Genomic DNA, 25,323 nt, shown 5'->3' on the forward strand with positions numbered 1-25,323 from the left:
CCCTTGATTTTCTGCACCTGCAAAGTAATAAAGTTGCAGAACGGGCCGCTTACGCGCCCAAAAATTTCAAGGGCACCCGTTGCTGCCCGTAAACCCGGAGGGGCGCATGTTGGACAATCTGCCGCGCGGAACCATCTGCATCGAAGACATTGAAATGGGCATGGTCCGATACCTGCGCAAGGTGGTAACAGATGAGGACATCCAGAAGTTCGCAGATGTCTCGACCGACCATAACCCGGTGCATATGGATGACGATTATGCCCGCGACACCATCTTTGAAGGGCGTATCGCCCACGGGATGCTGACCGCTGGTCTGATCTCTGCCGTCATTGGCGAACAGCTGCCCGGACATGGCACCATCTACATGAGCCAGTCCTTGAAGTTCCTAGCCCCAGTGCGCCCCGGCGACATGGTGCTGGCCGAGGTCGAAGTGACCGACATCCAGATCGACAAGCGCCGCGTCCGGCTTGATTGCCGCTGCATGGTTGACGGCAAGAAGGTGCTGGTCGGCGAAGCCATGGTCATGGCGCCCTCGCGCAAGTTCGACTGACGCGCGCCCCCGTCCTCGACACACCCACAGTACACACCCACCATGATGCGCAACGGCACGCTTGCATGCCCCGTCACGGGGCGCTAGGCAGGCGCCATGCGCATCATTCGTGACTACCAGTTTGTTGAAGATCGGGACCGCGGCGCCAGCGTCGCGATCGGCAATTTCGATGGCGTCCACCGGGGCCACCAATCCGTGATCGATCTCGCCCGTGCGGCGGCACCGGATGCCCCCTTGGGCGTGGTCACATTTGAACCGCACCCGCGCGAATTCTTTGCCCCCGCCGCCCCGCCCTTTCGCCTGATGTCCGCCGCCGCGCGGGCCTCTCGGCTGGAAAAGCTGGGGGTGGAAAAGCTTTACCAACTGAACTTCAACGCCGCCCTCTCCGGTCTCACCCCGGAAGAATTTGCCAGTAAGGTTCTGGCGCGGGGTCTTGGCCTCAAGCACGTTGTTGTGGGCGCCGATTTCTGTTTCGGCAAGGCGCGTGCGGGAACGGCTGAGGATTTGACCCGCTTTGGGCAGGAGATGGGCTTTGGTGTCACCATCGCGCCCCTGATGGAGTACACCGAACACACAGTGTCTTCGACCGCGATCCGCCAGGCCCTTACGGACGGTCGCCCGCGTGATGCAGCGGCCATGCTGGGACATTGGCACCGGATCGAAGGCACCGTGATCGGCGGTGAACAGCGTGGCCGCGAATTGGGCTTCCCCACCGCGAACATGTCCATCGACGGGCTGCACCCCCCTGCATTCGGCGTCTATGCCGTGCTCGTCGACGTGCTGGATGGGCCGCACAAGGGCTGCTATCATGGTGCGGCCTCAATCGGCGTGCGCCCGATGTTCGATGGCGACCACCCCAATATCGAGACCTTTCTGTTCGATTTCACCGGCGACCTATACGGCACGACCCTCTCGGTCGGGCTGGTGGATTACCTGCGGCCTGAGATGAAGTTCGACGGGCTGGAGGGGCTGATAGCGCAGATGGACGCCGATTGCGCCAAGGCGCGCGACCTCTTGGCGGCGACATGACAAAGTTCGCCCCTCGGTTCTGGGAGAAAAAACCGCTCGAGAAGCTGTCCGAGGCAGAGTGGGAAGCACTCTGTGATGGCTGTGGCAAGTGCTGTCTGAACAAGCTGGAGGATGAAGACAGCGGCGAGGTCGCCCTCACCCGCGTGGCCTGCCGCCTGCTGGACGATCAGACCTGTCGCTGCGCCCATTACGAAAACCGCCACCAGTTCATCCCCGAGTGCATCGTCCTGCGGCCAGAAAACCTCGACACCCACGCCTATTGGATGCCGCAGACCTGCGCCTATCGCCTATTATGGCAGGGCAAGCCCCTACCCGGCTGGCACCCGCTGATCTCGGGTGATCCGAATTCGGTGCATAGCGCTGGCGTGTCGGTTCAAGGCATGACTGTTTCAGAATTCGACACCCCCGAAGAAGACTGGGAAGACTACATTATCGAGGAGCCTATCTGATGTTCTTTGCTTCTGACAATTCCGGTCCCGTTCATCCCGAAGTTCTAGAAGCGCTGAGCGCAGCCAACATGGGCTATGCCATGGGCTATGGCGCCGATGCGCAGATGGAGGCCGTGCGCCAGCGCCTGCGCGACATCTTCGAGGCACCAGAGGCGGCGATCTACCTGGTGGCCACCGGCACTGCTGCCAACTCCCTCGCACTGGCGACCCTATGTGAACCTTTCCAAACCGTCTTTTGCAGCCCCGTCGCGCATATCCATGAGGACGAGTGCAACGCGCCTGAATTCTACACGGGCGGCGCCAAGCTGACGCTGGTGCCCGGCGGCGACAAGATGACCCCCGAGGCCCTGCGCCAGAGCATCGCGGGGGAAGAGACACGTGGCGTTCACGGTCCCCAGCGCGGTCCTGTGTCGATCACGCAGGTGACCGAGCGCGGATCGGTCTACACCGTTGAGGAACTGACCGCCCTTTGCGCGGTGGCCAAGGAATACGACCTGCCTGTTCACCTTGATGGCGCGCGCTTCACCAACGCGCTGGTATCTTTGAAATGCTCCCCAGCCGAAATGACCTGGAAGGCGGGCGTGGATGCCGTGTCCTTTGGTGGCACCAAGAACGGGCTTATGGGGGTCGAGGCCGTGATCTTTTTCGATCCCAAACACGCCTGGGAGTTCGAGTTGCGCAGAAAACGCGGCGCGCATCTCTTCTCGAAGCACCGTTACCTTTCGGCCCAGATGCTGGCTTACCTGCGTGATGATTTGTGGCTTTCCAGTGCTCAGGCCGCCAATGCTTCGGCAGCCTTCTTGGCCAATGGCCTGCGCAAGGCGGGTGCTAGGTTCCAGTCAGCGCCTGAGGCCAATATGGTCTTTGCCGCCCTGCCCCGCAGCACTCACAAACGCCTGATGGATGCCGGTGCCGTTTATCACCTCTGGGATGGCCCGCTGGAAGGCCCTGATGACGAAGAGGTCACCGCACGTTTTGTCTGTGATTGGTCGATTAGCCGCGATGAGATCACCGCATTTCTGAATCTGCTCTGATCAAAGAGCAGCCCAGAAATCTCGAATCACCGCAGCCGTCTCGGTCGGGTGTGTGATGGAAACCATATGTCCAGCACCTTCGATTACCTCTGAGCGAGCGTTAGTCAGGCGCCGCGCAAGACCTTCATTGACCACGGAAATAATTGGCTGTGTCTCGCCTCCGCGAACCAGCAAGACCGGTAGGTCCAGGCCCTGCAAAATGCCGGGGTGCAAAACGCCCGATCGATCTTGGTAAACCGCCGCATCGCAAGCTGGAACAATGTGAATGGCACGAGTCATGGCAGCGCGGGTTGCCTCCGGCAGGTCGGGCCAACGCGGCGCACCAGAGCTCCAGCTGCGGTTGAACAACCGCGCTGCCAGCGCCTCATCCCCGGCCTCAAAGGCCTCCACGAAGGGCTTGCTGTCTTCCTGCGTGCGGCGGGCCACCTCGGGCGCATCCTCCACCGCCACGCGGAAAAGAACCGGTTCTACAAGGATGAGGCTGCGCACGTTCTGAGGGCGCGCCAGAGCCATGCGCAAGGCAACCGTGGCGCCAAAGGAGTGCCCGATCAGATCAACAGGCGCATCCGACAGCAAAGACAATCCTGCATCGACATTTCGGTCCTGATAATCTCCATTGCGGTCCCAATCCGGACTGCGCCCGTGGGATAGCATGTCAAAGGCAGTGATGGCGACCTGACCGTCCATCGCCTCTGCCAGACCGCGCCATGTTCCCGAATGAGCCAGGGAGCAATGCACTGCCAGCATTTCTCGCGAACCAGTCCCGAAACTGCGGGAAAATACGGGCTGCGGCAGGCGCTGCGGCAGATCTTTCATGAGTGCTATTGCTCCGATAGGTACCTGTCCAGATCATCCAGACGGTCTTGGCCCCAAAACCGGCCACCATCCGCAGTGACATAGAACGGTGCGCCGAAAACGCCAGCGGAAACCGCATCCTCAAGGTTTTGACCATACGTCTCCGCCCCTACCAGCAATCCGCTATCCGCCAAGGACGGATCAAACCCAGCGGCCGTGAGGCACTCTTTGATCACTGTGTCCTCAGCAATGTCCTTTTCCTCGGCCCAGCAGGCCCGCAGAACGCTCTGGACCAAAGCCCCCATGCCACCGTCGCCCTCTTTTTGCGCAGCAATGATCGCATAGGATGAAGGGGCCGCATTGGTTGGCCAATGGGCAGGCTGGAGTTTCATAGGCATGCCGAGCTTCTTGGCCTGCCGTTCAAGCTCAATCAAACGGTATTCCTGACGCGCGGGATGACGGTCTTTCGGCGGGGTGCCCCCGGTTCGTGGGAACAGAGCCATGATGTCCAAGGGTTTGTAGATGATCTGTGCGCCGTGGCGTGCAGCAAGCTCTTCGAGCCTGTTTCCCGCCAGATAGGTATAGGGGGAAAGCGTCGAAAAGTAGAAATCGATGGCCGTCATGTCGGTTTTCTCCGGCTAAGAACTAGGCTGGACCCTAGGCGCATGCTAAGCGGGGTTCAATATCACGAATCTGTCACATTGCCTTGCTGCCCGGGGATACCAGCCAATGCCGACCATGAACGAACCCAAGCTAATCGCTGGGAACGCCAACCTTCCTCTTGCCAACTCCATTGCCCGCCGGATGAGTCTGCACCGCGGTGTGGACCAGACACTGGTGGATGCACGTGTAGAACGGTTCAACGACGGCGAGATCTTCGTTGAGGTCTACGAAAATGTCCGCGGCGAGGACATGTTCATCATTCAGCCGACCTCCAACCCGGCCAATGACAACCTGATGGAACTGCTGATCATCTCCGACGCGCTGCGCCGCTCTTCCGCGCGCCGCACAACGGCTGTGATCCCCTATTTCGGATATGCCCGCCAGGATCGCCGCACTAAGGCCCGCACGCCGATCTCCGCCAAGCTGGTTGCCAACATGCTGACCGGTGCCGGGATCGAGCGGATCCTGACAATGGATCTGCATGCGGCCCAGATCCAGGGTTTCTTCGATATTCCCGTGGACAACCTTTACGCTTCGCCCATCTTCGCGCTGGATGTGCGCCACCAGTTCAAGGACAGCATGGCCGATCTGATGGTCGTGTCACCTGACGTGGGCGGTGTGGCCCGCGCGCGGGAATTGGCCAAGCGCATCAACGCACCTCTGTCGATCGTGGATAAACGCCGTGAAAAGCCCGGTGAAGTGGCCGAGATGACCGTGATCGGCGATGTCACCGACAAGATCTGCCTGATCGTGGACGACATGTGCGACACCGCTGGAACCCTTTGCAAGGCAGCACAGGTGCTGCTCGACAATGGCGCCAAAGAGGTCCACGCCTATATCACCCACGGCGTGATGAGCGGCCCTGCGGTGGAGCGTGTGACCAACTCGGTGATGAAATCCCTGGTTCTGACCGACACCATTCAGCCCACAGAGTCGGTTCTGGGCGCTCCCAATATCCGCATCCTCCCCACGGCGCCACTGTTCACCCAAGCGATCCTGAACATCTGGCACGGTACTTCGGTCTCCTCCCTGTTTGAGGACAAGACCCTGATCCCGATCTATGAGTCGCTTTACAGCCACGTGTGATCGCGGCTGCACGGAAACAACCGGCAAGGCCCTGAGCAAACCTTTGCGCAGGGCTTTTTCTTTGCCCCTTAAACGACATCCCAATCATCCTGAAAGGGCAGATCGCCGATGGCCATCCAGGCAGCCCGCACGCGGGCGATGCGACTGTCTGACCAGGTCCGAAAGACGATTTCGAAACCCGTCTCACTAATGTTGTCGGCGGATAGATCTGCCCGCACGGCCGCCTCAGTATCCATATCCCACATCGACAGCGACACCTGCACCGCGGGCGGGCGGGCAAAGGCCTCGGAAAACCGCACGGCCTTGCGCCGCTCCCGCGCGCCCTGCCCAGTCCACATGGTACCACCGCTGTCAAACTCCGAAAATACGACCACATCGCCTTGATCGATGCCCGTGCGGGGATTTTGCAGTCTCTTCATTCGCGGGTGTCTCCTTGCGACTTTGGGTTGTTCTTCGACCCGGCGTTCAACTCAGCATTCAAACATCTGGCAAACCAAAAGAAAACCGGCCCCAACGGGACCGGTTTCCAAAGTCTTATCAACTTGGCGTTCAGAGCCGATCAGAGGCTCATGTGGGTGCCAAGGGCCTCCATGTCCGCCAAGAGTTTCGCAGCTTCCTCAACGATGTCGTGGGGCTGGTCGGCCTCTTTGGCAGTCTTGTAGGTATTGCGAGCATCCTCGATCAACTCATCAAGATGCGCACGGGTCATTTCATCCATCGGGATCGCCTTTTCGGCCAGAACCGAGAGCGCCTCGGAGCCGATTTCGGCAAACCCGCCGGTGACCACATACTCCGAAGTGCCTTGGGGGCTTTCGACCCGCAGGACACCCGGGCGCAGGGTGGTGATGGTCGGCGCATGCATCGGCATAGCCGTCATGTCGCCTTCCGCGCCGGGGATCTGAACCGCGCTCACCTGAAGCGAAGCAAGGCTTCGCTCCGGGCTCACGAGGTCGAATTGCATGGTATCAGCCATCAGGGCCCTCCTTAGGCCGCCTCAGCAGCCATTTTCTCGGCTTTTGCCTTCACCTCTTCGATGCCGCCAACCATGTAGAAGGCGCCTTCGGGCAGGTGGTCGTATTCGCCGGCCACAACCGCCTTGAACGAGGCAATGGTGTCTTCCAGCGGAACCTGTACGCCGTCAGAACCGGTGAAGACCTTCGCAACGTCGAACGGCTGCGAGAGGAAACGCTGGATCTTACGGGCACGGGCCACGGTCAGCTTATCCTCTTCGGACAGTTCGTCCATGCCGAGAATGGCGATGATGTCCTGCAGCGACTTGTAGCGCTGGAGGATCTGCTGCACGTCGGAAGCCACTTTGTAGTGCTCTTCGCCAACGATCGAGGGATCCATCAGACGCGAGGTGGAGTCGAGCGGGTCCACAGCCGGGTAGATGCCCAGTTCGGAGATCGCACGGCTCAGAACCGTCGTTGCGTCAAGGTGCGCAAAGGTGGTTGCAGGTGCGGGGTCGGTAAGGTCGTCCGCGGGAACATACACAGCCTGGATCGAGGTGATCGAGCCGTTCTTGGTGGAGGTGATGCGTTCCTGCATGGCGCCCATGTCGGTGGCCAGGGTCGGCTGGTAGCCCACCGCCGAAGGAATACGGCCGAGCAGAGCGGACACCTCGGAACCCGCCTGGGTAAAGCGGAAGATGTTGTCCACGAAGAACAGAACGTCGGTACCGGACTGGTCGCGGAACTGTTCGGCCAAGGTCAGACCGGTCAGCGCAACACGGGCACGGGCACCCGGAGGCTCGTTCATCTGACCGTAAACCAGCGCAACCTGCGATTCCGACAGGTTGTCGGGCTTGATCACGTTGGATTCGATCATCTCGTGGTAAAGGTCGTTGCCTTCACGGGTCCGTTCGCCAACACCGGCGAACACGGAGAAGCCCGAGTGCACCTTTGCGATGTTGTTGATCAGTTCCATGATGAGAACGGTCTTACCAACGCCGGCGCCGCCGAACAGGCCGATCTTACCACCCTTGGAGTAAGGCGCGAGAAGGTCGATCACCTTGATGCCGGTCACCAGGATTTCCGACTCGGTCGACTGGTCGTTGAACTCGGGAGCGGGAGCGTGGATCGGGCGGGTTTCTTCCGCTGCGACCGGGCCCTGTTCGTCCACGGGCTCACCCACGACGTTTAGGATGCGGCCCAGGGTGGCGTTGCCAACCGGGATCGAGATCGGCGCGCCGGTGTCGGTCACGTCCTGACCGCGAACCAGACCTTCGGTTGCGTCCATTGCGATGGTACGGACGGTGTTTTCGCCCAGGTGCTGCGCAACTTCCAGAACCAGATTCTTACCGTTGTTGTCGGTGTTGAGGGCGTTCAGGATCGCGGGCAGGTCATCGTCGAACTGGACGTCGACAACGGCGCCGATGATCTGAACCACCTTGCCTTTTGCATTTGCCATGTGATTGGTCTCCGGTTGTCTCTTAGAGCGCCTCGGCGCCCGAAATAATTTCAATCAGCTCGTTGGTGATCACGGCCTGGCGGGATCGGTTGAACTCGATGGTCAGCTTGTCGATCATATCGCCCGCGTTGCGGGTCGCATTATCCATCGCGCTCATCCGGGCACCCTGTTCGGATGCGCCATTTTCCAGCAGCGCCGCAAAGATCTGGGTGGATACGCCACGGGGCAGCAGGTCGGCGAGGATCGCCTCTTCGCTGGGCTCGTAATCGTATACCGCCGAGGTCCCTTCGGCTTCGCCGCCCTCGTAAGAGGCCGGGATGATCTGCTGCGCCGTCGGCACCTGGGTCACGACGTTGACAAACTCCGCATAGAAGATCGTGGCAACGTCGAATTCACCAGCATCGAAACGGGTCAGGATGTCCTTTGCGATGTCCTGCGCGTTAGCATAACCGATGCGCTTGACTTCGCTCAGGTCCACGTGGCCGACAAAATCGTCACCGAAGTCACGACGCAGGGCATCGCGGCCCTTTTTGCCGACGGTCAGGATCTTGACCGTCTTGCCAGCGGCTTTGAGCTCCTGTGCCTTCTGACGAGCCAGCTTGGCGATGTTGGCATTGAAGCCACCACACAGACCACGCTCGGCTGTCATGACGACAAGCAGTTGCACCTGATCGCTACCGGTGCCGCGCAGCAGCTTGGGCGCTGCGTCGCTGTCACCGACCGAAGCCGCCAGAGAGGCCATCACGGCGTTGAACCGCTTGGCATAGGGACGGCTGTCTTCTGCAGCTTCCTGGGCGCGGCGAAGTTTCGCCGCGGCCACCATTTGCATGGCTTTTGTGATCTTGCGGGTCGATTTGACCGACTCGATCCTGTTTTTAAGGTCCTTAAGACTCGGCATTGCCTCGTCCCCCCTTAAGCGAAGTCAGCTGCGAATTCGTCCAGCGCGGCTTTGATCTTGTCAGCGGCATCGCCCTTGATCTTGGGATCTTCGTTGGTGATCCAGTCCAAGAGGTCCTGATGCTTGCCGCGCAGGTGCGCCAGCATGCCTGCCTCGTAGCGACCAACGTCCTTGACGTCGATCTTGTCGAGGTAGCCGTTGGTGCCCGCGAAGATCACGCAGACGATTTCAGCGTTGGTCAGCGGAGCGTACTGGGGCTGCTTCATCAGCTCGGTCAGGCGCGCACCACGGTTCAGCAGCTGCTGGGTTGCGGCGTCGAGGTCGGAGCCGAACTGAGCAAAGGCCGCCATTTCGCGGTACTGAGCCAGTTCCAGTTTCACCGGACCGGCGACGGATTTCATCGCGTTGGTCTGAGCGGAGGAGCCCACACGCGAAACCGACAGACCGGTGTTCACAGCAGGACGGATGCCCTGGTAGAACAGTTCGGTTTCCAGGAAGATCTGGCCGTCAGTGATCGAGATCACGTTGGTCGGAATAAAGGCCGACACGTCGCCGCCCTGGGTTTCGATTACGGGCAGAGCGGTCAGCGAACCGGCGCCGAAGTCTTCGTTCAGCTTTGCCGAACGTTCCAGCAGACGGGAGTGCAGGTAGAAAACGTCACCCGGATAGGCTTCACGTCCCGGCGGGCGGCGAAGCAGCAGCGACATCTGACGATATGCAACGGCCTGTTTGGACAGGTCATCATAGATGATCAGCGCGTGCTTGCCGTTGTCACGGAAGTATTCGGCCATCGCGGTTGCGGCGTAAGGCGCCAGGAATTGCAGCGGAGCCGGGTCGGACGCGGTTGCAGCAACCACGATCGAATACTCCATCGCGCCGCTTTCTTCCAGCTTCTTCACCAGCTGAGCAACGGTGGACCGCTTCTGGCCGACAGCGACGTAGACGCAGTAGAGCTTCTTGGACTCATCGCCGCCTGCGGCGTCGTTGTAAACCTTCTGGTTCAGGATCGCGTCCAGAGCAACGGCGGTTTTACCGGTCTGACGGTCGCCAATGATTAGCTCACGCTGGCCACGGCCGATCGGGATCATCGCGTCAACGGACTTCAGACCGGTTGCCATCGGCTCGTGAACCGATTTACGCGGGATGATGCCCGGCGCCTTGGAGTCGGCAACGCCGCGCTCTTTGGCGTTGATGGAGCCCTTGCCGTCCAGCGGGTTGCCCAGACCGTCCACAACGCGGCCCAGCAGTTCGGGGCCAACCGGAACGTCCACGATCGAGTTGGTGCGCTTGACAACGTCACCTTCTTTAATGTCGCGGTCCGAGCCGAAGATCACGATACCGACGTTGTCGGCTTCGAGGTTCAGCGCCATGCCCATGATGCCGCCGGGGAACTCGACCATTTCACCGGCCTGAACGTTGTCGAGGCCGTAAACGCGGGCGATACCGTCACCGACGCTCAGCACGCGGCCGATTTCGGCCACCTCTGCTTCTTGACCAAAATTCTTGATCTGGTCTTTCAGGATCGCAGAAATCTCTGCTGCTTGGATACCCATTTATCCGACCTCTTTCATTGCGTTCTGTAGGGAGTTGAGCTTGGAGCGGATCGAGCTATCGATCATCTTCGAGCCCACTTTAACGACGAGACCGCCAATGATGCTTTCATCGACGGTTGCATTGATGGTAACTTTCTTGCCCACGCGCTCGGCCAGGGTCTTGGCCAGTTTTTCGCTCTGGGTCTTGGTCAGCGCCTTGGCAGAGGTCACTTCGGCAGTGACTTCACCGCGGGCCTCGGCCAGGCTGGCGCGCAGGGCGTCGATCAGCGCGGGCACCACGAACAGGCGGCGCTTGGAGGCCATCAGCGACAGGGTGTTGGCCAGAACCGGGTCCAATCCCATCTTGGCGGCAACGGCAGTGATTGCCGCGGCCTGCTCTTCACGCGTCACCAGGGGCGAGCTGATCAGATTTTGAAGGTCGTCGCTGTCAGCCAGGGCAGCTGCCAGGTCATTGATGCTGGTCTCAAGGCTGTCGAGCGCCTTGTTCTCTTCAGCGATCTCAAAGACCGCTGTGGCATAGCGCTCGGCGATGCCTGCAGAAATCGAAGCTGGTTCGGACACGTCCACCCTTCCGATATTATTTTGGCCCCGGTCTGCATACCCGAAGAGGGCAGCACCCGGGGGTGTGAGTCAGCCCACCGTTACGGCAGGTCATCGAAATCAGCGTGGATGTAGCAGAGCGTTCCCAACCTATCAACTGCCTATAACGGTAACAGCAAAATGACTGAATTTATTATTTTCAATACCTTAGCCAAACTGCGGCCCTTTGCCCCTTTCATGAACATCAAAAAATGAACGTCTTGTTCATGAATTTCCGATTCCTGAAGGTCACAAAACCACATTTGTTCCCCCTTCGTGCGGCGCAAACATCGGACAGCTTTTCAGTCAGGGACGCCTTGTGGCGGGAATCGACACATCAAAACCGCTCGTTCGGAGCGTGGCACCATACCCTTTGACCAACGACGTGTCGCGCCTTGATCAAGCCGGATCGGGCACAGGGTTTGAGAGCCCCTCTAGCACGCGGATCGGGTTGGAGCGCTTGACCCGGGTCATCAGTCCCTTCTGCTGGTGGGTTTGTTTGCTGACTTCGACCATAAACACGCCCCCGGCCAGCATCGCTGGCAGGCGAGCGCCCATCCTCTCCAAAAGCGCGCCTGACTTTAGCCAAAAGCGCTTTGAGCTCGGCAAACGATAAAGGGCGGCAGTATGCTGCTCGATCGTGAACTGATGCAGCCGCAACTGGTTCTCCAGCTGGATCAAAGTATAGGGTCGCCCGTAACCAAATGGTGTGCGGTCCGAGCGGGCCCAAAAGCCCGCCCGGTTCGGGACGATGAAAATCGCCCGCCCCCCTGGCCCCAGGACACGCCACGCCTCTTCCAACAGATCCGAGGGTCGCTCGGACGTTTCCAGCGCATGTAACATCACCAACCGGTCTACACGGCCGGTATCGATTGGCCATTGGGTTTCCTCGCAAAGGACCGAAACATTTGGAAGGCCCGCAGGCCATTGCATCACCCCTTGTGGCGCCGGCATCAAGGCCATGACCCGGCGCGCGTCCATGAGGTATGGACGAAGCAGTGGCGCCGCAAAACCAAACCCAACCATGGTTTGACCGACGGCCTCTGGCCACATCTGCAACAAGCGCGTGCGCACAGAAGCCTGAGCAGCGCGGCCGAGGGTACTGCGATAATAAAAGTTCCTCAGATCCTGCACATCAAGATGCATTGCGGGCGCCTGCTGCTTGGGTCACTCTGGGGGCAGTTTAACAATGAAAAAGCGAATGGCCATGCCTCTTGAGATCGTCACAGTCCCCTGCCTCTCCGACAACTACGCATTTCTGCTGCATGACACCGAGTCAGGACGCACGGCCCTGGTCGATGCACCGGAATCCGATGCCGTCACCGCCGAACTGACCGCGCGCGGCTGGCGCCTCGATGAAATTCTGCTCACCCATCACCACTGGGACCATGTCGACGGGACAGATACGCTGCGCAAATCCTACGGCGCCAAGGTCACGGGCGCCGCTAACGATGCACACCGACTGCCGGAACTGGACAGAGCCGTAAAAGAGGGAGACCGCTTTGATCTCTTTGGGCATGAGGTGCAAGTTCTTGATGTCTCTGGTCACACCATTGGTCACATCGCATTTTACATCCCCGGCAGCAACGCAGTCTTCACCGCCGATAGCCTCATGGCACTGGGGTGTGGGCGGCTGTTTGAAGGCACGCCCGAGCAAATGTGGCAAAGCCTGTCAAAATTGATGCAGCTGCCTTCTGACATTCTGGTCTACTCCGGCCATGAATACACCCAATCCAACGCCGCCTTCGCCCTGACCATCGAGCCCGACAACCCGGCCCTCAAGACTCGGGTAGCGCAGATCGAAGCAGCGCGTGGCGCGGGAAAGGCGACCGTTCCCTCCGCGATGCAACTGGAGCTTGATACCAACCCGTTTCTGCGCGCCCACCTGCCTGAAGTTAAGCAGGCTGTCGGTATGGCAGGGGCGGAACCAGTTGAGGTGTTTAGAGAAGTTCGCAAACGCAAAGACACTTTTTAACGGTCTTTCTGCGCCATTTCTGCCCAGACAAAAAGAAATGTGACCGAAAAATGAAAGAATCCGCTTGAAGAAGGCGATCTATCAACCAAACTCTAACACTATGAGGCCATGGTTGAAGATGGGGCAGGATGGTTAACAGGCCCGCCCGCCCTCTCAACCCAAGACAGAGGAGCACGCCCGTGCCTTCATTCTCGAGCACACTGGAACAAGCCATTCACGCAGCCTTGGCGCTGGCGAATGAGCGGCGACATGAATTCGCAACGCTGGAACATCTGCTTTTGGCGCTGCTCGACGAACCGGACGCAGCGCGCGTCATGCGCGCCTGCAGCGTAGACTTGGATGAGCTTCGATCGTCTTTGGTTACGTTTGTAGACGAGGACCTGTCTAACCTGGTTACCGATATCGATGGCAGCGAGGCCGTCCCGACGGCGGCCTTCCAGCGGGTCATCCAACGGGCTGCGATCCATGTCCAAAGTTCGGGCCGCACCGAGGTGACTGGCGCGAACGTCTTGGTTGCGATCTTTGCCGAACGTGAAAGCGACGCAGCCTACTTCCTGCAAGATCAGGACATGACCCGCTACGACGCAGTGAACTTCATCGCGCATGGCGTTGCAAAAGATCCTGCCTATGGGGAACAACGCCCAGTGACCGGCGCGCATGACGCCGAGGAAGAGCCGCAACAACAACCCAGCTCTGAAGGCGACAAGAAGGAAAGCGCTCTGGCGAAATACTGCGTGGATCTCAACGCAAAATCGCGTGAGGGCGACATCGACCCGCTGATCGGGCGCGGCCACGAAGTGGAACGTTGCATTCAGGTGCTGTGCCGTCGCCGCAAGAACAACCCCCTTCTGGTCGGCGATCCTGGCGTGGGCAAGACCGCCATAGCCGAAGGCCTCGCCCGCAAGATCGTACAAGGCGAAGTGCCCGAGGTCCTGGCGGAAACTACGATTTACTCGCTCGACATGGGCGCACTTCTGGCCGGAACCCGCTATCGCGGCGACTTTGAAGAACGTCTCAAGGCAGTTGTCACTGAACTCGAAGAACACCCCGACGCGGTTCTGTTCATCGACGAGATCCACACCGTGATCGGCGCCGGCGCAACATCTGGCGGCGCAATGGATGCTTCCAACCTTCTGAAGCCCGCGCTTCAGGGCGGCAAGCTGCGCACCATGGGCTCCACCACCTACAAGGAGTTCCGCCAGCATTTCGAAAAGGACCGCGCCCTGTCCCGCCGGTTCCAGAAGATTGACGTGAACGAACCGACGGTTGAGGACTCCATTGCCATCCTCAAGGGTCTGAAACCCTACTTTGAAGAGCATCACAGTGTGAAATTCACCACCGATGCCATCAAATCCGCGGTGGAGCTGTCGGCGCGCTACATCAATGACCGCAAGCTGCCCGACAAGGCCATCGACGTCATTGACGAAGCGGGTGCCGCCCAGCACCTGGTCCCAGAAAGCAAGCGCCGCAAGACCATCGGCGTCAAAGAGGTCGAGGCTGTTGTCGCCAAGATCGCCCGCATTCCGCCCAAGAGCGTCTCAAAGGACGATGCCGAAGTGCTGAAGGATTTGGAGAAGTCCCTCAAGCGCGTGGTTTTCGGTCAGGACGATGCCATCGACGCTCTGTCGAGTGCCATCAAACTGGCGCGTGCAGGCCTGCGCGAGCCGGAAAAACCCATTGGCAACTATCTCTTCGCGGGTCCCACCGGGGTCGGCAAGACAGAGGTCGCAAAGCAACTCGCAGATACCCTTGGTGTTGAACTGCTGCGCTTCGACATGTCCGAGTACATGGAGAAACACGCTGTCTCCCGCTTGATCGGCGCGCCTCCGGGCTATGTCGGTTTTGACCAGGGCGGCCTTCTGACCGATGGCGTCGATCAGCACCCGCATTGCGTACTGCTGCTGGATGAGATCGAAAAGGCGCATCCCGATGTATTCAACATCCTGCTGCAGGTGATGGACAACGGGCAACTGACCGATCACAACGGCCGGACAGTGAATTTCCGCAACGTAGTTCTGATCATGACCTCGAACGCCGGTGCCGCGGAACAGGCCAAGGAAGCCATCGGCTTTGGCCGCGATCGTCGCGAAGGCGAGGATACGGCCGCGATCGAGCGCACCTTCACGCCGGAATTCCGCAACCGTCTGGATGCAGTGATCTCCTTCGCACCGCTGCCAAAAGAGGTCATCCTGCAGGTGGTCGAAAAGTTCGTTCTGCAGCTTGAGGCCCAACTCATGGACCGCAATGTTTCGATCGAGCTGACCCGCAAGGCGGCCGAATGGCTGGCCGACAAGGGCTACGACGACAAGATGGGCGCCCGTCCTCTGGGCCGTGTCATCCAAGAGCACATCAAGAAGCCACTCGCCGAAGAGCTGCTGTTTGGCAAACTGACGAAGGGCGGTATCGTCAAGGTCGGTATCAAGGATGGCAAGATCGATCTTCGTCTCGAAGGGACCGGCAAACCGCGTATCTCTGGAGACAAGCCACCGCTGCTGACCGCAGACTGATGTGTCGCATCTTTGTTGCGCTGCTTTCATCGCTCGCCGCACCTGTTGCGGCGGGCGATTTCGCTTTGTCCTGGCCAATTGACTGCACCTTGGGAGAAACCTGCCACATCCAGCAGTATGTGGACCGAGACCCAGGGCCCGGAGCGCTAGATTTTGCCTGTGGCCCCCTGACGTATGACGGGCACAAAGGGACCGACATCGCCCTGCCCTCTCTGAGCGACATGGAGATCGGAGTTCAGGTACGCGCAGCTGCGAGCGGCATTGTTGTTGGCATGCGAGACGGCATGGCGGACAGATATGCAACGGATGCTGGCTCGGCGGAAATTGAAGGGCGCGATTGCGGCAATGGAGTTGTGCTGCGCCACTCGGAAGGCTGGGAGACGCAGTATTGCCATATGAAGAGTGGGTCTGTTCGGGTCAAGACAGGGGACCGCATTGCAGCCGGCACCGTCCTTGGCGAAGTCGGCCTTTCTGGTAGAACCCAGTTCCCACACCTCCACTTGTCTGTGCGCCAGAATGGGGCAGTGGTGGATCCGTTTCAAACATCCGCCACCGCCGCCTGTGGCAGCACTGACGGCGCAACGCTTTGGGCAAAGCCAGTGGCCTACACTGCGGGTGGGTTCATCGCCGCAGGGTTCAGCGCCGAGGTGCCAGCCTATGAGGACATAAAATCCGGTGCGGCAACCGCTCGCCAAGAGGCCATGACAGGTGCATCCCCCGCATTGGTTCTATGGGCCTATGCCTATGGAGGGCGCGAGGGAGACTTGGTTTCCCTGACAATTGAGGGACCATGCGGCGTCCTGATCGACCAGAAGGTCACTCTCAAGAAGGATCAAGCGCAGTTCTTCAGGGCGGCTGGAAAGCGGTTGCGCTCACTTTCCTGGCCCACAGGGCTTTATACCGGGATCGCGCGGCTTGTCCGGGATGGCAAGGAGGTCGACCGCATAATGCGGCCTCTCAGGTTTGAATAGGAATGCGGCCTAGCGTTCGGTAAATTTCAGCTCGATCCGACGGTTCTGCGAATAGGCTTCGGGAGTCTCGGCCGGATTCACGGGCTGATATTCGCCAAAGCCGTTGGCAGCCAATCGATTGGGCGGAATACCAAGCGCGTCGATCATGTACCGTACCACCGACAGGGCACGCCCCTGGCTCAACTCCCAATTGTCCTTGAACCTCGGATGACCCAGAAGCGTGGTGCTATCAGTATGCCCGTCGACCCTGATGATCCAGTCCAGCTCCGGCGGAATAGCAGCGGCAACGCTTTGCAGGATGCGGGCGACCTTGGCGATCTCGGCCTTGCCTTCTTCGGACAGCTCCGCGCTTGCAGGGGCAAACAGCACCTCAGAGGCAAAAACAAATCGGTCGCCTTCGATACGAACCCCTTCCTGGCTACCCAGAACATCCCGCAGGCGCCCAAAAAACTCAGAGCGGTATCGCTCCAGATCTTCTGCCTTGGTTTCCGCGCTCTGCGCCCGGTCGGCCAGTGCAGCCGCTTCGGCTTCAAGCCTCTTGCGTTCCTGCTCTTCGAGGATTCGCCGACGACGCTCTTCCGAGGCAGCCCGAGCCAGAGCCGCGTTCAGATCCTGACCGAGGTTCTGCAACTGAACCTGCTGCGCTGCATCCCTTTCCTGGTAGTCATCCAGAATGGCCTGAAGACTGCCAAGCTGCTCGCGAAGGGCGGCAATCTGCTGGTTCAACAAAGCCGCCTCTCGCTGCGCCTTTGTTGAAAGCTGTTTTTGATTGGCTAACGCGACCCGCGCTTCGGCCAGCAGGTTGGCGCGCTGCTCGGCCAGAGTAAGCTGTTCTTCCGCGCGGGCTTCCGCTGCACTTTGCGCATTGAGCGCAGCCAGCAGGCGCTGCTGTAATACATCTGTATCGCTGGCCGCCGCCTGAGCATTTTCCAGCGCTTCCAATGCGGTGAGCAGACGCTGCTCGATGGCAGCCCGGTCTTCCTCGGTCGAGCTCGCCGCACTGCGCGCCGCCGCCAGGTCTGCCTGTGCCTGCTTCAACTGCGCCTCAAGACCTGCCTTTACCCCGGCGGCATCCGCGCGGAGACTGGCAATTTGCTGCTCCAGACCACGCTGCATATCCTCGGCTGCAAGTGCAGTTTGTTCGAGCTGCGCTTCCAGATCCGCCCGCGCCCCGGCGTGTGCGTCCTGAAGTGCCGCAATCCGCGCCTCGAATTCTGATTGTGTCTGCGCCGACGCAGCCTGTTGCCGCGCCAGCTCGGCTTCCAACTCGTCCCGTGTCCGCGCCGCGACTTGACGGGCCTCTTGTACCTCCGCCGTCAAGCGCGCCCGCGTGGCCTCCGCATCTGTGCGAACACGCCCCAGTTCAGCCTCGAGCGCACTGACTCGCGCATCGGCCTCTGACTGGCTGACCTCCATCTGAGCCAGCACACGTGTCAAACGTTCGGCCAGTTCATCGCGCTCCCGCGATTGGGCCTGTGCGGCTTCCAGCGCCGATAGCGTCTCTTCCAGCTTGCGGTCCAATTGCGCCTTGGCTGCATCTGCCGCTGCCAGCAGCGTCAGGGTATCTTCTGCCTCCTGGCGCTGCGCCTCCAGCGCCAGTGTCATTGCAGTCAGCTCGGCATCGGCATCCTCAAGCTTCTTGCGCAGGGCTTCGGCGGCTGCGGCTTCGGCAAGGCGCGCGGCCTCTTCGTCGCTGATCTGCTGCTCCAAAGCGGCAACAACATCGGCCTGCGCTGCGCCTTCCTGCCTCAGATCAGCGATCATCGCTTCCAGGGCTTCACGGCGCGCGGCCGCTAGCCTCGCCGCCTCGACGCCCGCATCGATCTCCTCGCGGGCCCGTGCAAGCGCCAAGTTCAGCGCCTCCTGCTCGTTCAGCAAGTCGGACCGCTCCGCTTCCAGGGCGCTGCGCTCAGCTGTCAGCTCTGCAATCTGCCCGGCAGCGGCCTCGCGATCAGCGATCATTGCAGCCACCTGCGCCTCAAAGGCCGTAATCTGGCTGCGCGCGGCCTCAAGATCGGCAGCCTGCGCATTTCGTTCGGAGGTGAGCGATGCGATCAGGCTGCGCTGCTGCGCAAGCTGAGCCTCGGCCTGTTCCAGATCAGTTTGCGCCGTGTTCAGCGTTGCGTTCAGAGCACCAAGCCGTGCGGTCAGCAGGCTATTTGAACGCTCCTCAAGGCCAAGCGCATCTGCCAGCGCTCGCACTTCGGCAGAAAGCTCATCCAGCTCACTTTCCTGGCCGGTTATGGTTTCGCGCAAAACAAACTGTACGATCATGAAAATCGTGAGCACGAACATCAGGACCAACAACAGACCAGTCATCGCGTCTACGAAACCGGGCCATATCGAAGCCTGGAATCGTTGGCCAGTGCGCCGTGAGAGGGCCATGGATCAGTCCTCGTCCTGCGAGGTCGGCGTCGAGCGAGCCGCGCGCTGAGCTCCCCTCGGTGGCGCAAATGCCTTGACCATCAGGTCAATGTCCTTGCGCAGCTCTGCCAGGCTTTCCTGTCGGCCTGCAGAAATCTCTTCCAGGATCCGCAGCATCTGGACATCGATCGAGCGCAGGCGCATCCGGCTTTCGGCATCCATACCCACATCACCATGAGCACGCATGATTTCGGTCAGTGTCTCTTGCCCGACAGCAACTCGTTCAAGCGCCGCACTCACGGCTTCTGCCTGCTCCTGACGAGCATTCATGTCGTTGATGCTATCCACGAGTTGCGACAGCTTGTCCTCGACGGCCGCGCGCCCTTGGGCGGTTTCTGCAAACATGGCCTGCAAGGCATCCATCTGCTCGGCCATGGTGTCGAGCACCTGAGAAACTACACCGCTGTCTCCCGGCCCATCCTCACCGGAGGAGAAGCTCACACGGGTAAAGGTCGACATCCATTCTTCTAGCTCACGGTAAAACCGGTTCTGACCATGTCCCGCAAAGAGTTCCAAAAGCCCAACGATCAAAGAGCCTGCCAGCCCCAGAAGTGAGGAAGCAAAGGCCACCCCCATCCCGCCAAGTTGCGCTTCAAGGCCTGTCATCAGGCGATTGAAGATATCAAGGCTCTCTTCTCCTTCACGCGGGGCGAGGCTTCGGATCGTGTCCACCACGGCCGGCACTGTGGTCGCCAGACCGTAGAAGGTCCCGAGCAGACCGAGAAAAATCAACAAGTTGACAATATAGCGGGTGATCTCACGGTCTTCGTCGATCCGTGTAGCAACCGAATCGAGAATTGACCGGGTCGAGGACGACCCCAGCTGCATACGCGCCCCGCGCGAGCGCAAGAGCGACGCCAGCGGCGCCAGCATCGACGGTGGACGGCCATCACCGCGCGCGCCGCCAGCGGCAAAGCTTTCGATCCAACGCACCGAGCCGATAAGCTGCACGACTTGCCAGAAGCAGGCCAGAACACCAATGATGAACACCACAAGGATGAAGCCATTGAGCCAGGGGTTTGCCTGAAATACCGGCAGCACCCGCGGCAACGCCACAAAGGCCCCGAAGCCTGCAAGCCCCAATGCGATCAGCATCAGAATGACTTGACGGACGGGCTGGGAAAACTGAGGCCTGATCTTACCGTCTGGCTGCGCCATATTCAGGGGCTCCTGCCGCTCTTTCGTGCTCTTCTCGCGACTGCAGCCTATAAGGAAAGAGATTGCAACGCCAAGGCTTTATGATGTGATTTGGCGTACCCGCCGTGCGAGCCAGTCCAGTTCTTCATCATGAAGGCCGATCTCGGACAGATGGCTAGCAGTATTGTACAGATACTCTGTGTTCGGTCCGCGTCCACCGACAGCTCTGGCAATGATGTGGGCCTGATCTTCGAGGCTCATGCCACCGCAATACTGCACATGATGGGGGTCGATCACATAGGTCACGGCTGTGACGATATCTCCGGAGTGCAACTCCACGTCCAAGTTGCGCTCTAGATAGGCCGAAGAGATCAGCTCCCGCTCGCGCAGATAGTCCAGCGTCTGCGCCTCGGCGCCTGCCTCGACCGCCAGCGCCAAACCGGCACACCGCGCGCCCGGGACTGCATCAAGTGCCAGCACGAGCCCCGGTTTCTCCTCGCTTCCCCGATGGTGGATCGAACTCATGCAGAACGATCGGGCATAGCCATGCAATGTCGCGACTTCACGCCGCGCGACAGCAAAACCCGGGTTCCAAAGAAGCGATCCGTATCCGAATACCCACATGGTCATGACAACTGGTCCTTTTTGATTCCCGTCTGTTAACAGGAAATTCCGCGACAGCAAAAGTGCCTCATTGGGCCTATGTTATCTGTACCGGCTTGTCATGATTTGTTTCCACTTTCGGCTGAACCCAATGTGCCGAAGGCGCAAGCAGCCCGTCCTGCGGGCTGCCATGCCCAACACTGGAAATCGTCTGGCCCGATCAGGGCAAAGGCGCTTTCAGTGGCGGGAGCATGCCGCTCCTCTTGCAGGTCTCACCGACAATAGGCCCCGCCGCGATGCCGCGCCACATCCAGATGAAAGTGATCAAGGTGATAGCGATCCGCATCCGGTCCGAGCACCGTGCCGAAAGGTCCACAGGCCGCTTTCCATATCTTGCGCAATTTCTTTCGGGTCCGTCGCTGCTTCCAACCTTCCAAAACGGTAATGGTCTGGCCGTCTTCCAGCGTAAAGCCTGAAATGTCGATTGCACGCGCCTTGCCATGTTCGGAAATACGCGCGCCGGGGCGGCTATTTCGCGTGCGGCAAGCGTAGTGCGCCGCTACCCTCAGTGACACAACCTTGTTGCGCCGACCAAAAGCCTTTTCCACGTCTTTGCTGACCCAGCGGTTCAGCGACTTGGCCAGATCGCAATGCATCACCGAAGGGGTACTCAGGCGCACGCCAGAGATCGACCGCACCCGCACCGCGTCCTTTGCGCCGCAGCCCGGCAAGGAGCCAGTAACAGCGCCCACGGCCTCTCCCTGTATATCGATGTCGCCGCAGACCGAGGTTTTTCGCAAGGCGCGCCGTTTGAAGAGGACCTGCTCGACCATGGCCTGGGGCCGCGCCACCGGGCGCAGTCCAGGTGTGGCAATGGCTACTCCGGGACTGCTCGTTTGAGCGGATGCCAGTACCGGACCGGCCTCTACGGAAGGGCGCGCCACGGACCGGACCTGTGGCAGCTCTGGTTCATGCACCCGCAGGGCATGGGCTGGTCGCAGGTTTGGGCGAAGGGATGCCTCGGGCGCCATGGCGTTTGCCTGTCCCGCCAACATCAGGCCAACCAGAACCACAACCCGCCCGAACATCACGTTTTGGACCGCCCAAAATCCGGCGCGTCGGTGTCCTGCCCCGCTTCGATGATGCCCCGGCGAATGGCGCGGGTTCGGGTGAAATACTGATGCAAATGCTCGCCGTCGCCGGTCCGAATGGCACGCTGCAAGGCAAAAAGCTCTTCCGTGAACCGCCCTAGGATTTCGAGCGTTGCATCCTTGTTGGTCAGAAAGACATCACGCCACATGGTAGGGTCCGACGCCGCGATCCGCGTGAAATCCCGAAAGCCTGCCGCCGAATACTTGATAACCTCACTGTCGGTGACCCTACGCAGGTCGTCTGCCACCCCAACCATCGTATAGGCAATGAGGTGCGGCGCATGGCTGGTCACGGCCAGAACCAGATCGTGGTGATCAGCGTCCATCTCATCCACATTGGCGCCCATGCCTTCCCAAAGGCGGCGCAAACGCTCAACAGCGGCCGGGTCCGTTCCCTCCACCGGCACCAAAAGGCTCCAGCGGTTGTCAAACAGCTCGGCAAAGCCCGCCTCGGGACCGGAGTGTTCGGTCCCCGCGAGAGGATGCGCGGGGACGAAATGCACACCGTCGGGGATATGGGGCGATACGGCCTCGATCACATGACGTTTGACCGAGCCCACGTCGGACACCGTGGCTCCGGGCATCAATGCGGAAGAAATCTCTTCCATCACCGCGCCCATTGCGCCAACCGGCACGCAGAGGACCACAAGGTCCGCCCCCTCGACCGCCTCTGCCGCACTGTTGCAAACGCGATCACACAGGCCAATGCTTCGAGCCGTCTCGCGTGTTTGTGCACTGCGGGCATAACCCGTGACCTCTGCGGCCAATCCGGCGCGTTTCATCGCCCAGAACATCGAAGACGCAATGAGACCCAGACCGATGAGCGCAACACGATTGTAGACAGGCGCGCTCATGCTGCGCCCTCCCCTGCCTTGAAGGCCTTCACCGCATCGGCTACTGCGCGGCATGCGGCTTCATCGCCGATTGAGATACGCAGGGCATTGGGCAGGTTATAGCCTGCCACCCGGCGCACGATCAGACCTCTGGCTTTCAGGAAATCATCACAGGCTTCTGCCTCAACCCGACTGGCAAACCGCGCCAAGATGAAATTGGTGCAGGAGGTATCAGACGGCACGCCCAGTTCGGCCAATGCATCGGCAAGCCAGCCCCGCCATTTGGCGTTCTCCGCCCGGCATTGAGCGACATACTCGGTATCCAACACCGAAGCCAAGGCGCCCGCCAGCGCGGTGGAGGAAACATTGAACGGCCCGCGCAGGCGGTTCAGCACGTCGATGATCTCTTGCGGACCATACCCCCATCCGACCCGCGCGCCACCCAGACCATAGATTTTGGAGAAGGTGCGCGTCATGAAGACATTGCGGCGCTGTGCAATCAGCGCCGCCCCGGCGTCGAACCCTTCTACGTATTCCGCATAGGCGCCGTCCAGCACCAGCAGCGCCCCCTCGGGGATACCATCGGCAAGCCGCGCGACTTCGGCAGCGCCAATCATGGTGCCCGTTGGATTGTTCGGGTTGGCAATGAACACCAGCTTGGTGCGCTCGGTACAGCCAGCCAAAAGCGCATCCACATCCGTCACGCGCTCCCGTTCAGGCACCTCGACCGGCGTCGCACCGGCAGCCTGCGCGCAAATGCGGTACATGGCAAAGCCATGTTCGGTATAGAGAACTTCATCCCCCGGCCCCACGTAGGCCTGGCAAAGAAAGGTGATGATCTCATCACTGCCCGCACCGCAGATGATTTGTTTGGAGTCGAGCCCGTAAACCTCTCCAATTGCCGCACGCAGCTCGGCATGATCCGAACTGGGATAGCGATGCATATTGGCCGCCGCCTCACGCATGGCGTCAATTGCGCGCGGGCTTGGGCCGAGAGGGTTCTCATTCGAGGAGAGCTTGACAGTATTGCTCACCCCTTCCACATGGGCAGCCCCGCCCTGGTAGAGAGCAATGTCCATAATTCCGGGCTGCGGTGTGATCTGGCTCATTCGACGGACTCCTTGGTTCCGCCCCGTGTTTAACCGCGCGCGCAGCAATCGAAAAGGCGCAAGATGCGTATCGGCGCGACCAGTCGCCACAACACCTTGCGCTTTCCTTTCCTAGGCAGCCTTGGCATGAAACCGCGCGGTGCTGGGATCTGCCTGGTAGCGCTGAGCCTGCTCTTCGGCCCGCAGGGTGAGCTCATTTACGCTGTCGATGATGTAGTGCGCGGTGTTATCGCTCATCAGATAGGAGAAATTGAGCCGCACCCAGCCCGGTTTGCGTAACTCCTGCCCCGCCTGCAGATCGGCAAACAGGCGCCGCGACTGAGGTTCGTCAATACCGAGAAGCCGGTGAGCGTAGGGACCGGCACAGGCACAACCGCCCCTTGCCTGGATTCCATAGAAATCGCTGAGCATCCTGGTGAAGAGTTGCTGATGCACGGGCTGTCCGGACACGCCGCGAACTGTGAATGAAAAGATCGGCAAGCGCGGGGCGCTGGCATGCCCTAATAGTGTAAGGCGCGGATTGTCCTGCCAGCCCGCCTTGGCCAAATCGGCGAAATTTGCTTCCCTGCGGGCGATTTCTTTTTCACCAACCGCTTCTTTGACCAGAAAAGCAAGCGCCGCGCGGATATCGCCAATCACATTGGGCGTGCCAGCCTCTTCGCGCGCAGTCAGATCATCGCTATAGGCATGATCCCATGGAGACACGAAGCTGACGGTACCGCCGCCCGGCCAGGACGGGGCACGCCGACGCACGACCTGGCTGTTGACGATCAACACCCCTGACGCGCCAGGGCCACCCGGAAACTTATGCGGTGAGACTACGATGGCGTCTTTGCGCACACCGCCATGTCCGCCCATGTCGATGGGCAGGTAGGGGCCACCCCCCGCATAGTCCCAGACCGCAAGAGCATCATGCGCCTTCAGGATACGGCTCACCTCATCGACATCGGTCAAGACCCCTGTCACGTTGGAAGCCGCAGAGAAGCTACCGATTTTCACATCACAGTGGGCATACTCTTTCAACGCCGCCTCAAGCACCCGCAGGTCGACACCACCATCCCGTGCCTCGGGAATCTCAACCACGGTTGCCTTGCTCTCCCGCCAGGGAAGGATGTTGGAATGATGCTCGTAGGGGCCAATGAAAACCACGGGTGCCTTGGCGCTATTCAAACCGAATAGGCTCACAAGCCGGTTCAGGCCGGCCGTCGCGCCAGATCCGGCAAAGATCACCGCATCGTCTGATGTGGTGCCTGTCATGCGTGCGATCTCGGCACGCGCGGCACGGCGCATTCGTGTCATATGTGCCCCGCAGTAGGAGGCCTCGGTGCGAGAGTTGGCGTAAAACGGCAGGACCTGTTCGGCAATAAAATCTTCCACAAAGCGCAGGGCCCGCCCCGAGGCAACGTAATCTGCATAAACCATTGGCACGGGTCCATCCGGCCCTGGGATCTTCACATCATTGCCAATCAGATCATCGGTCAGATGACCATTTTGAACTGCATCTTTCAGGGTGTGTTTAAGTGAAGCAAAAGGCATGACATTCTCCGACTTTTGCCATGACAGTGCCT

General features: G+C 60.1%; 24 protein-coding genes. 8 read left to right on the plus strand and 16 right to left on the minus strand.

What is annotated here, in order from left to right; translation table 11 throughout:
- Positions 1-106 precede the first annotated feature (106 nt).
- The 4 genes from INS80_RS02245 to INS80_RS02260 all read left to right on the plus strand — a co-directional run bounded on the left by INS80_RS02245 (position 107) and on the right by INS80_RS02260 (position 3,062).
- Positions 107-550 (plus strand): MaoC family dehydratase, encoded by a 444-nt coding sequence (locus INS80_RS02245; protein WP_192964012.1) that lies wholly within the window; start codon positions 107-109, stop codon positions 548-550.
- A gap of 96 nt (positions 551-646) precedes the next feature.
- The gene (locus tag INS80_RS02250; protein WP_192964014.1) at positions 647-1,579 is read left to right on the plus strand and encodes a bifunctional riboflavin kinase/FAD synthetase; all 933 of its coding nucleotides are present in this window, start codon (positions 647-649) and stop codon (positions 1,577-1,579) included.
- On the plus strand, positions 1,576-2,028 hold the full coding sequence (locus INS80_RS02255) for a YcgN family cysteine cluster protein (protein WP_192964016.1): 453 nt from the start codon (positions 1,576-1,578) through the stop codon (positions 2,026-2,028). Before INS80_RS02250 ends, INS80_RS02255 begins: the two co-directional genes overlap by 4 nt.
- Entirely contained in the window at positions 2,028-3,062 is a 1,035-nt protein-coding gene (locus INS80_RS02260; RefSeq protein ID WP_192964018.1) for a threonine aldolase family protein, read from the plus strand. Before INS80_RS02255 ends, INS80_RS02260 begins: the two co-directional genes overlap by 1 nt.
- Here the strand turns inward: INS80_RS02260 and INS80_RS02265 are convergent, their stop codons facing one another.
- Entirely contained in the window at positions 3,063-3,878 is an 816-nt protein-coding gene (locus INS80_RS02265) for an alpha/beta fold hydrolase (protein ID WP_192964020.1), read from the minus strand.
- A 5-nt stretch (positions 3,879-3,883) separates the two neighbouring features.
- Entirely contained in the window at positions 3,884-4,480 is a 597-nt protein-coding gene (locus INS80_RS02270) for a 2-hydroxychromene-2-carboxylate isomerase (RefSeq protein ID WP_192964022.1), read from the minus strand.
- Positions 4,481-4,586: 106 nt separating this feature from the next.
- Between INS80_RS02270 and INS80_RS02275 the strand changes: the two genes are divergently transcribed.
- Positions 4,587-5,606, plus strand: coding sequence for a ribose-phosphate pyrophosphokinase (locus tag INS80_RS02275; protein WP_192964023.1), 1,020 nt, complete (start codon positions 4,587-4,589; stop codon positions 5,604-5,606).
- A 68-nt stretch (positions 5,607-5,674) separates the two neighbouring features.
- On the opposite strand, the gene INS80_RS02280 is transcribed toward INS80_RS02275, so the two are convergent.
- The 7 genes from INS80_RS02280 to INS80_RS02310 all read right to left on the minus strand — a co-directional run bounded on the left by INS80_RS02280 (position 5,675) and on the right by INS80_RS02310 (position 12,191).
- Complete coding sequence (locus INS80_RS02280) at positions 5,675-6,025, minus strand: H-type lectin domain-containing protein (RefSeq protein WP_192964025.1); 351 nt, start codon at positions 6,023-6,025, stop codon at positions 5,675-5,677.
- 140 nt (positions 6,026-6,165) lie between these two features.
- Positions 6,166-6,579, minus strand: coding sequence for a F0F1 ATP synthase subunit epsilon (locus INS80_RS02285; RefSeq protein ID WP_192964027.1), 414 nt, complete (start codon positions 6,577-6,579; stop codon positions 6,166-6,168).
- A gap of 11 nt (positions 6,580-6,590) precedes the next feature.
- On the minus strand, positions 6,591-8,015 hold the full coding sequence (gene atpD / locus INS80_RS02290; protein WP_192964029.1) for a F0F1 ATP synthase subunit beta: 1,425 nt from the start codon (positions 8,013-8,015) through the stop codon (positions 6,591-6,593).
- Positions 8,016-8,037: 22 nt separating this feature from the next.
- Entirely contained in the window at positions 8,038-8,913 is an 876-nt protein-coding gene (locus INS80_RS02295; protein WP_192964031.1) for a F0F1 ATP synthase subunit gamma, read from the minus strand.
- A gap of 14 nt (positions 8,914-8,927) precedes the next feature.
- Complete coding sequence (atpA, locus tag INS80_RS02300) at positions 8,928-10,466, minus strand: F0F1 ATP synthase subunit alpha (protein ID WP_192964032.1); 1,539 nt, start codon at positions 10,464-10,466, stop codon at positions 8,928-8,930.
- Positions 10,467-11,027, minus strand: a complete 561-nt coding sequence (locus INS80_RS02305; protein ID WP_192964035.1) for a F0F1 ATP synthase subunit delta — start codon at positions 11,025-11,027, stop codon at positions 10,467-10,469.
- A 417-nt stretch (positions 11,028-11,444) separates the two neighbouring features.
- Positions 11,445-12,191 (minus strand): methyltransferase domain-containing protein, encoded by a 747-nt coding sequence (locus INS80_RS02310; RefSeq protein ID WP_192964037.1) that lies wholly within the window; start codon positions 12,189-12,191, stop codon positions 11,445-11,447.
- Positions 12,192-12,246: 55 nt separating this feature from the next.
- On the opposite strand from INS80_RS02310, the gene gloB reads away from it, so the two are divergent.
- The 3 genes from gloB (at position 12,247) to INS80_RS02325 (ending at position 16,498) form a co-directional block, all read left to right on the plus strand.
- On the plus strand, positions 12,247-13,020 hold the full coding sequence (gloB, locus tag INS80_RS02315; protein ID WP_192964039.1) for a hydroxyacylglutathione hydrolase: 774 nt from the start codon (positions 12,247-12,249) through the stop codon (positions 13,018-13,020).
- Positions 13,021-13,199: 179 nt separating this feature from the next.
- A complete protein-coding gene (gene clpA, locus INS80_RS02320; protein WP_192964041.1) occupies positions 13,200-15,527 on the plus strand; it encodes an ATP-dependent Clp protease ATP-binding subunit ClpA in 2,328 nt (775 codons plus the stop codon).
- A complete protein-coding gene (locus INS80_RS02325; RefSeq protein WP_192964043.1) occupies positions 15,527-16,498 on the plus strand; it encodes a M23 family metallopeptidase in 972 nt (323 codons plus the stop codon). The genes clpA and INS80_RS02325 overlap by 1 nt, the downstream gene beginning before the upstream one ends.
- A gap of 9 nt (positions 16,499-16,507) precedes the next feature.
- Here INS80_RS02325 and INS80_RS02330 read toward each other — a convergent pair whose 3' ends face one another.
- The 7 genes from INS80_RS02330 to INS80_RS02360 all read right to left on the minus strand — a co-directional run bounded on the left by INS80_RS02330 (position 16,508) and on the right by INS80_RS02360 (position 25,291).
- Complete coding sequence (locus tag INS80_RS02330) at positions 16,508-18,883, minus strand: peptidoglycan -binding protein (protein ID WP_192964045.1); 2,376 nt, start codon at positions 18,881-18,883, stop codon at positions 16,508-16,510.
- A 3-nt stretch (positions 18,884-18,886) separates the two neighbouring features.
- Complete coding sequence (locus INS80_RS02335; protein WP_192964046.1) at positions 18,887-20,080, minus strand: biopolymer transporter ExbB; 1,194 nt, start codon at positions 20,078-20,080, stop codon at positions 18,887-18,889.
- A gap of 78 nt (positions 20,081-20,158) precedes the next feature.
- A complete protein-coding gene (locus INS80_RS02340) occupies positions 20,159-20,689 on the minus strand; it encodes a gamma-glutamylcyclotransferase (protein WP_192964048.1) in 531 nt (176 codons plus the stop codon).
- 245 nt (positions 20,690-20,934) lie between these two features.
- Positions 20,935-21,750 carry an extensin-like domain-containing protein gene (locus INS80_RS02345; RefSeq protein ID WP_192964050.1) on the minus strand — a complete coding sequence of 272 codons (816 nt, stop codon included), beginning with the start codon at positions 21,748-21,750 and terminating at the stop codon, positions 20,935-20,937.
- On the minus strand, positions 21,750-22,667 hold the full coding sequence (locus INS80_RS02350; protein WP_192964051.1) for a prephenate/arogenate dehydrogenase family protein: 918 nt from the start codon (positions 22,665-22,667) through the stop codon (positions 21,750-21,752). The genes INS80_RS02345 and INS80_RS02350 overlap by 1 nt, the downstream gene beginning before the upstream one ends.
- Positions 22,664-23,755 carry a histidinol-phosphate transaminase gene (hisC, locus tag INS80_RS02355; protein WP_192964053.1) on the minus strand — a complete coding sequence of 364 codons (1,092 nt, stop codon included), beginning with the start codon at positions 23,753-23,755 and terminating at the stop codon, positions 22,664-22,666. The genes INS80_RS02350 and hisC overlap by 4 nt, the downstream gene beginning before the upstream one ends.
- Positions 23,756-23,866: 111 nt before the next feature.
- On the minus strand, positions 23,867-25,291 hold the full coding sequence (locus INS80_RS02360) for an aminotransferase class V-fold PLP-dependent enzyme (RefSeq protein WP_192964055.1): 1,425 nt from the start codon (positions 25,289-25,291) through the stop codon (positions 23,867-23,869).
- Positions 25,292-25,323: the final 32 nt, after the last annotated feature.

Source organism: Phycobacter azelaicus (genome assembly GCF_014884385.1).
In the GTDB taxonomy this organism is placed as follows: domain Bacteria; phylum Pseudomonadota; class Alphaproteobacteria; order Rhodobacterales; family Rhodobacteraceae; genus Phycobacter; species Phycobacter azelaicus.

Coding starts and splice junctions, on each gene's coding strand:
- INS80_RS02360 (WP_192964055.1), bottom strand. CDS start 25,291: ATGCCTTTTGCTTCACTTAAACACACCCTGAAAGATGCAGTTCAAAAT.
- gloB (WP_192964039.1), top strand. CDS start 12,247: ATGGCCATGCCTCTTGAGATCGTCACAGTCCCCTGCCTCTCCGACAAC.
- atpA (WP_192964032.1), bottom strand. CDS start 10,466: ATGGGTATCCAAGCAGCAGAGATTTCTGCGATCCTGAAAGACCAGATC.
- INS80_RS02330 (WP_192964045.1), bottom strand. CDS start 18,883: ATGGCCCTCTCACGGCGCACTGGCCAACGATTCCAGGCTTCGATATGG.
- hisC (WP_192964053.1), bottom strand. CDS start 23,755: ATGAGCCAGATCACACCGCAGCCCGGAATTATGGACATTGCTCTCTAC.
- INS80_RS02255 (WP_192964016.1), top strand. CDS start 1,576: ATGACAAAGTTCGCCCCTCGGTTCTGGGAGAAAAAACCGCTCGAGAAG.
- INS80_RS02260 (WP_192964018.1), top strand. CDS start 2,028: ATGTTCTTTGCTTCTGACAATTCCGGTCCCGTTCATCCCGAAGTTCTA.
- INS80_RS02265 (WP_192964020.1), bottom strand. CDS start 3,878: ATGAAAGATCTGCCGCAGCGCCTGCCGCAGCCCGTATTTTCCCGCAGT.
- INS80_RS02340 (WP_192964048.1), bottom strand. CDS start 20,689: ATGACCATGTGGGTATTCGGATACGGATCGCTTCTTTGGAACCCGGGT.
- INS80_RS02350 (WP_192964051.1), bottom strand. CDS start 22,667: ATGAGCGCGCCTGTCTACAATCGTGTTGCGCTCATCGGTCTGGGTCTC.
- INS80_RS02295 (WP_192964031.1), bottom strand. CDS start 8,913: ATGCCGAGTCTTAAGGACCTTAAAAACAGGATCGAGTCGGTCAAATCG.
- INS80_RS02250 (WP_192964014.1), top strand. CDS start 647: ATGCGCATCATTCGTGACTACCAGTTTGTTGAAGATCGGGACCGCGGC.
- INS80_RS02285 (WP_192964027.1), bottom strand. CDS start 6,579: ATGGCTGATACCATGCAATTCGACCTCGTGAGCCCGGAGCGAAGCCTT.
- INS80_RS02325 (WP_192964043.1), top strand. CDS start 15,527: ATGTGTCGCATCTTTGTTGCGCTGCTTTCATCGCTCGCCGCACCTGTT.
- INS80_RS02245 (WP_192964012.1), top strand. CDS start 107: ATGTTGGACAATCTGCCGCGCGGAACCATCTGCATCGAAGACATTGAA.
- atpD (WP_192964029.1), bottom strand. CDS start 8,015: ATGGCAAATGCAAAAGGCAAGGTGGTTCAGATCATCGGCGCCGTTGTC.
- INS80_RS02310 (WP_192964037.1), bottom strand. CDS start 12,191: ATGCATCTTGATGTGCAGGATCTGAGGAACTTTTATTATCGCAGTACC.
- INS80_RS02335 (WP_192964046.1), bottom strand. CDS start 20,080: ATGGCGCAGCCAGACGGTAAGATCAGGCCTCAGTTTTCCCAGCCCGTC.
- INS80_RS02345 (WP_192964050.1), bottom strand. CDS start 21,750: ATGTTCGGGCGGGTTGTGGTTCTGGTTGGCCTGATGTTGGCGGGACAG.
- INS80_RS02275 (WP_192964023.1), top strand. CDS start 4,587: ATGCCGACCATGAACGAACCCAAGCTAATCGCTGGGAACGCCAACCTT.
- INS80_RS02270 (WP_192964022.1), bottom strand. CDS start 4,480: ATGACGGCCATCGATTTCTACTTTTCGACGCTTTCCCCCTATACCTAT.
- INS80_RS02280 (WP_192964025.1), bottom strand. CDS start 6,025: ATGAAGAGACTGCAAAATCCCCGCACGGGCATCGATCAAGGCGATGTG.